This is a genomic window from Nonomuraea zeae, from assembly GCF_005889725.1.
Classification (GTDB): domain Bacteria; phylum Actinomycetota; class Actinomycetes; order Streptosporangiales; family Streptosporangiaceae; genus Nonomuraea; species Nonomuraea zeae.
The window spans coordinates 1-6,204 of the sequence record NZ_VCKX01000477.1; the positions used below are offsets into that span (position 1 = coordinate 1).

Here is a 6,204-nt window from a genome sequence, read left to right on the forward strand (position 1 = left end):
TCCCCCGCCCGGTCGCCTGACTCGCTTCCGGATCCGTCGCCGGGCTTTCCGCCGTCCCCGGCCTCCGCCAGGTCCGCCAGGACGCGTACGTAGGTGTCGCAGACCTCCTGGCGTATGCGCAGCCTGGCGTCCTCGTGGGCCGAGGAGCGCAGCATGGCGACGAGGGGGTGCTCGCCGCCGTACGCGCTCCAGTCGGCGAAGACCACCGAACGCACCATGCGGGCGACCAGCTCCTCCGGCGGCCCGTCCAGGAGGTCGTGCGGGATCTCCGGAGCGGCCGTGGCGGCGTCGAAGAGCTGCTTCTTGGAGCCGAAGTACCGGAAGATCAAGGTGGCGTCGACGCCCGCGTCCCCGGCGATGTCGCGGACGCTGGTGGCGTCGTAGCCCTCGCGGGCGAAGCGCACCCTGGCGGTCTCCAGCAGCCGCTCCCTGGTGGCCTCCCGATCCCTCTTGCGCGCCACCTCGGACTCCCCCTCGCTAGTCATCGACCGTTGACATCATACGCCCGCCCTGTGCTACCTTCCGTCAAGTCAGCGTTCGATGACTTAAAGGACGAAATATGCGGACTTATGTCGTGGCGGGTGGCACTACCGGCATGGGCAAGGGCCTCGCCCTGCACTTCCTGCACAGAGGCGACCAGGTGACGGTCGTGGGCAGCGATCCCGCGAAGGGCCGGCGCTTCCTCGACGATGCCACCGCGCTCGGGGCGGAGTCGCGGGCGGCGTTCATCCAGGCCGACCTGACCTCGGTCGCGGCGAACCGGCGCGTGATCGAGGAGGTCGAGGCCCGGCACGACGCGCTGGACGGCCTGGTCCTGACCGCTATGCGCCACTTCCCGCAGCGCGTGGAGACCCCCGACGGGTTCGAGGGCACCTTCGCCCTCTACTACGTCAGCCGCCTCCTGCTCGGTCACGGCCTGACCGGCCTGCTGGAGAAGGGCGAGAACCCGATGATCGTGAACGTCTGCGGCGTCGGCGTGACCAAGGGCCGGATCCACTGGGACGACCTGTCACTCCGGCAGGGCTACGGCTCGGTGAAGGCCATGCTGCAGGGCGGCCGGGCCACCGACCTCCTCGGGGTCGCGTACGCGGCGAACCACCCGGATGGGCGTACGCGCTATCTCCTGCACCACCCCGGCTTCACCGACAGCGGCACGGACAGCCTGAAGCAGCCCGCCAAGGCGATCATCAAGCTGCTCGCCAAGGTCGTGGGCCAGCCGGTCGGGAAGAGCATCCAGCCGATCATCGAGCTCATGGACGACCCGCCGCCCGGCCGGGGCCTGCTCGCCTACGACCGGCGTACGCCGGTGCCCGCCTCGGCCCCGACCCTCGATCCCGGCAACGCCCGCCGCCTGTACGAGCAGACCCGGCACCTGCTGAGCCCCTGACTCAGTACACCTCAATGCGGTCCATGCTGATCACGGTGCTGCCGGAGGCGGGGTTGCGCTCGCCGGTGACCCGCACGCGCAGGGTGTGCGGGCCCGGCGCGAGCACCGGGCTGAGGTAGTTGAGGTGCTCGCCGACCCGGAGGCCGCTGTAGTAGTCGACGCGCTGCTCGGGGCCGCCGTCGATGGAGATGGCGGCGATGCCGTTGCCCCGGTCGCGCACGCTCAGCAGGGCGACCCGCGTGCCGGTGAAGCTGACCGTGGCGGTCGCGCCGGCCTGGCCGCTCCAGTGGTCGTTGCCCCAGAAGCACTGGTTGCCGCAGCCGGAGCCGGACTGCCAGGTGCCGGCGTAGGCGACCTGCGCGTCGAAGTCGTTGAGCACCGAGGTGGCCGCGCCCGGGTCGCCGGACGGCAACTGCTGGGTGGCGCCGGCGGCGAGCGGGCGCCCGAAGTTCGGGGTGCCGTCGGCGTTCCAGGTGAACTTCTGCACCCGCGTGGTGCGGAAGTCGTAGGTGTAGGTGCTGGTGTTCTTGCCGTGGTAGGCGATCCAGTCCTCGGTGCCGTCCGGCGAGCGGAAGAACGAGTGATGCCCGGGCCCCCACACGCCGGTCGCGTCGTCGCGCGCGAACACCGGCCCGGCGTGCTGGGTCCAGTTGGCCGCCACCATGGGGTCGGCGCCGTTCGCGATGCTCTTCATCCACAGCTGGTAGTCCGGCTTGCCGGTGTCGCAGGTGGAGTAGGTCAGGAACGTCCTGCCGTTGCGGTAGAGCGGGGTCGGCCCCTCGCGGACCTCGGTGCAGCCGCCGGAGGCCGGGATGGCCACCCGGCCGCCCGTCACCGTCCAGGGGTTGCTCATCCGGGCGATGTAGAGCTGCGCGGGACCGCCCTGGCCGCGCCCGGGGCCGGTCCAGACGAAGTATGACTGGCCGTTGTGGGTGATGGGCTCGCCGTCGATCGCGTACTCGCCGAAGTCGGCGATCTTGGCCTTGAACGCGTACGGGCCGATCGGGTCGTCGCCCGCCGACTCCAGCACGTACATCCGGTGGTTGGCGTCCACGCCGTCGGAGGCGGTGTAGTAGACGTACCAGCGCGATCCGACGTGCCGGAAGGCGGGCGCCCACATCTGCGTGTTGCGGCTCGCGTCGCCGTCGCGCCAGACCACCTGCTCCGGCGCGGCCGGCAGGGTCGCCAGGCTGGGCGACCGCCAGATCCCGATCCGGTCGCCGCGCGTGGTGGCGACGTAGTAGGCGCCGTTGTGGTGGATCAGGCTCGGGTCGGCTCCCGGGTTCACCGGATTGCGGAACGACTGCGCCAGCGCGGCGCTCCCGGCGGCGGCCGCCGGGCTCGCTCCCCCGGCCACGCTCAGGGCCAGAGCGATCGCTGCGGCTGCGGCCATGGCGGCGCGCCAGGGCGATGAACGCGGCATCGGCGGTCCTCCCACGATCTGCGCGCCCTTTCCGGGCGATCTTTCAGATCGTCATGGACGGAAGTCACCCCGTCAACGCCTTCAGCCCTCAGCTCACGGCCGCCCGCCTTCAGCCCTCGACTCCCGGGCCCCGGCTCCCGGCCGTCAGCCGTCGATGCTCTGCCGTCAGCCTCGTGCGGCGCGGGCCAGCAGCTCGTCCCAGACCTCGCCCACCCGCGCGTCCAGCTCCTCCAGCGACCCCTCGTTGGACACCACCACGTCGGCCGCCGCCAGCCGCTCCTCCCGGCTCGCCTGAGCGGCGATGCGGGCCTCGGCGTCGGCCGCGGCCATGCCCCGGTGCTCCGCCAGGCGCTTGACCCGGACGTCATCGGCCGCGTCCACGACGACGACCACGTCGTACATCGGGGCGAGGTTGTTCTCCACCAGCAGCGGCACGTCGTAGACCACGATCGCGTCGTCGGCCGCCTCGCTCTGCAGCTGCGCCACCCGCTCCCCCACCAGGGGATGGACGATCGCGTTGAGGGCGGCGAGCTTCTCGGAGTCGGCGAACACGACGCTCCCGAGCCGCTCCCTGTCGAGCGATCCGCCGGGCCGGAGCATCTCCTCCCCGAACGCGGCCACCACCCGCGCCAGCCCCGGCGTGCCGGGCTCGACCACCTCCCGGGCGATCTTGTCCGCGTCGATCACGACCGCGCCCCTGGCCGCCAGCCGTTTGGACACCTCGCTCTTGCCGGATCCGATCCCGCCCGTGAGCCCAATCATCAGCACCGCAAAAGACTATCCACCATCGGCGCGTACGGGGTCATCATCGAAGGCATGCTGACCCCCATCGTACGGATCGCGCACGAGCAGGCCGCGGCGGCCGGAGACGACTGGGTGGGCCCGCCCCACATCGTGCTCGCCCTCCTGGCCGGCGACTCGCTCGCCGGGCAAGTGCTGGCCGAGGCCGGCCTGGACCGCGAACGGGCCCTCGCCTGCCTGCCGCACCACGCCAAGCCGGGACACGGCTCGGGAGGCTTCGCCAACCCGGCCTTCTACAAGCTGTTCGGCGTGGCCACCGGCCTCGCCCTGGCCGAGGGCCGCAGGAGCCCGGCGCCCGAGCACTGGCTCGTCGCCCTGGCCCACGACGCGTGGGATCGGGAGGCGACGCCGCTGCACCTGTTCGGGCTGGATCCGGCCGAGGTGGTCGAGGCGCTGCGCGAGCGCGGCGTCCGGGTGCCGCCGATCCCGCCGCCCGTCCACGTGCCGTGGCGGGGCAGGCACCAGATCGTGGTGCCCGCACCGGCGCTCCAGGCCGCGCTCGACCGCCTGAACGCCGAGCACCCGGCGGGCTCGGAGTGGCGCTGGGGCTGGAACTGGGTCGACGACGACATGGGCCGCGCCCTGATCACCGCGGAGGAGGGGATCGATCTGGCTGCCTGCGCAGGTGCACCAGCGTCAGGTGATCGTCCATCCGCTCGCGATGCGTCTCCCGGTAGCCCAGACGGCGGTAGAGCCGCAGGTTCGCCTCCGACAGGTGCCCCGTGAACAGGTCGAACGCCGTCGCCTCCGGCACGCTCTCGTGCAGGGCGGTCAGCAGGGCCGTGCCCAGGCCCTGCCCCTGGCGGTCGGGCGCCACCACCAGCCGCCCGACCAGGCAGGTGGTCCCGGCCACCTGCCCGCGTACCGCGCCGACGATCCGGCCCAGGTCCACGGACTTGAGCACGACGGCGTTGCCGATGACCTTGCGCACCTGCTCCAGGGACTCGATCAGCGGCGGGATGTACGGGTCGCCGTAGAGCTGGGCCTCGGCCACATAAGCCGCCCGCTGCAGGGTGAGGATCTCCCCTGCGTCCGCCGCCACCGCCCGCTCGATCGTCACCCGCAGCACCCTATCGGCCGGGCCCGCCCCCGTGGGGCCGGGAGCTGGGCCCGGAGGCCGGGAGCCGAGCCGGGAGGCCGGGAGCCGAGCCCGGAGACCGGGAGCCGAGCCCGGTGCGCCGCCGCACGCCCCCTCAAGGTCCCTCTCAGCCCTCCGTCAGCTCCCCCGGGCAGTCGGTACGGGGCTCGGGGCGCACCCCGTTGACGAGGTAGTCGTGCACGCGGGTGCGCAGGCAGGTGGCCCGCAGCTTGGCGGCCCCGTGGAGCAGGTACGCGCCGGGCCCGTCACCGTGCCACAGCACCGCCGCCCCCGGGATCCTGGCGGCCACCCTGGCCGCCCCGGACGACGGCGTGACATCGTCCAGCCGCCCGATCCCGATCAGCACCGACGAGCCCTTGGCCCGGCTCAGCGGGCGCGGCGGCCAGCTCGGAGCCGGCTGGCGCATCCCGAGGCACCGGCCGACCTCGTGACGCCCCCGGGTCCAGCCCACCCGGGGCGCCACGGCGCGCAGCCGTGACTCCATCGCGAGGAAGCGCCGGTAGCCGGGCACCGCGGGCATGAAGTCGTGGCACAGCAGAGCCCGGTCGGCCGTGCCCGGCAGCACCGGGGCCGGCACGGCGGCCAGCGCGGCCAGCCCGCTCGCGTCGCCCGCCCTGGCCGCCGACATGGCCCGCGCCAGCTCCGGCCAGCGGGAGGCGGTGAGCCCGGCGGCGACCGCGGCGGCGGTCCGGCGGGCGTCGAGCGCGTGCCCCGCCCTCGTGGGCAGGGGCGCCCGGTCGATCAGGTCGTCGAACACCGCCACCGCGTCGTCCCCGCCCAGCGGGCAGCCCAGGCGAGTCCGGCACCAGTCGCGGAAGGCGTACAGCTGCCGCTCGGTGGCCCGCGCGTGGGCGATCAGCCGCCGTCCGAGGCTGGTCTCGGTGTGGTCGGGGACGCCTTCCAGGTACATCCGCCCGGCCCTGCGCGGGAACAGCTCCAGGTACGCCTGCCCGTACACGGCTCCGTAGGCGTTGCCGAAGTACCGCAGCCGCGGTTCGCCCAGCGCGGCGCGCAGGGCGTCGAGGTCGTGTGCCACCTGCCAGGACGTGAGGCCCGCGTAGGCGGGCCCGGCGGCGATGCGGCAGCTCCTGTCATAGGCGGCGTTGTCGCGAGCGTAGGAGCGCCACTCAGCCGCTCCTGGGGCGAACTGGAGGCGGGCGGGGTCGGGCTGGGCCACCGAGCACCGCACCGTGGCGGCGCTGTCCCGGTCGCCGAGGCCGCGCGGCTCCACGAGCACCACGTCGAACCACCGGGTCAGCTCGCTCACCGTGTCGGGCCGGGCGCGCACGCCCTGGATGGTCGAGCCCGGCCCCGTGTTCACCACGAGCGCGCCGAGGCTGCGCAGCGGGTCCTGCGCGGGCATCCTGGCCACGTCTATCTCGGTACGGGGCGCGCGCGGCCTGGCCCAGTCGACGGGCACGGACAGCTTGGCGCACTGCAGCCGATCACCGCAGTCCCACCACGCGAGCCCGCCCCTCTTCGGCACCCCAGGCC

The 6,204-nt window shown here is 73.4% G+C and carries 6 protein-coding genes; 1 reads left to right on the plus strand and 5 read right to left on the minus strand.

Translation table 11 applies throughout. From position 1 onward, the window contains the following. Positions 1 to 485, minus strand: a 485-nt coding sequence (locus ETD85_RS59295; RefSeq protein WP_138698593.1) for a TetR/AcrR family transcriptional regulator, incomplete at its 3' end; no start/stop codon positions are given. A gap of 74 nt (positions 486 to 559) precedes the next feature. On the opposite strand from ETD85_RS59295, the gene ETD85_RS59300 reads away from it, so the two are divergent. Next, the gene (locus ETD85_RS59300) at positions 560 to 1,387 is read left to right on the plus strand and encodes an SDR family NAD(P)-dependent oxidoreductase (protein ID WP_138698594.1); all 828 of its coding nucleotides are present in this window, start codon (positions 560 to 562) and stop codon (positions 1,385 to 1,387) included. Position 1,388: 1 nt separating this feature from the next. Here ETD85_RS59300 and ETD85_RS59305 read toward each other — a convergent pair whose 3' ends face one another. The 4 genes from ETD85_RS59305 to ETD85_RS59325 form a co-directional block, all read right to left on the minus strand. Further along, positions 1,389 to 2,810: a glycoside hydrolase family 43 protein gene (locus ETD85_RS59305; RefSeq protein ID WP_138698595.1), complete on the minus strand. Its 1,422-nt coding sequence runs from the start codon at positions 2,808 to 2,810 to the stop codon at positions 1,389 to 1,391. A 165-nt stretch (positions 2,811 to 2,975) separates the two neighbouring features. Continuing rightward, the gene (coaE, locus tag ETD85_RS59310) at positions 2,976 to 3,578 is read right to left on the minus strand and encodes a dephospho-CoA kinase (RefSeq protein ID WP_138698596.1); all 603 of its coding nucleotides are present in this window, start codon (positions 3,576 to 3,578) and stop codon (positions 2,976 to 2,978) included. A gap of 619 nt (positions 3,579 to 4,197) precedes the next feature. Then, positions 4,198 to 4,677 carry a GNAT family N-acetyltransferase gene (locus ETD85_RS59320; RefSeq protein WP_379507816.1) on the minus strand — a complete coding sequence of 160 codons (480 nt, stop codon included), beginning with the start codon at positions 4,675 to 4,677 and terminating at the stop codon, positions 4,198 to 4,200. Positions 4,678 to 4,816: 139 nt separating this feature from the next. Next, positions 4,817 to 6,204, minus strand: a 1,388-nt coding sequence (locus ETD85_RS59325; protein WP_138698598.1) for an alpha/beta hydrolase, incomplete at its 5' end; no start/stop codon positions are given.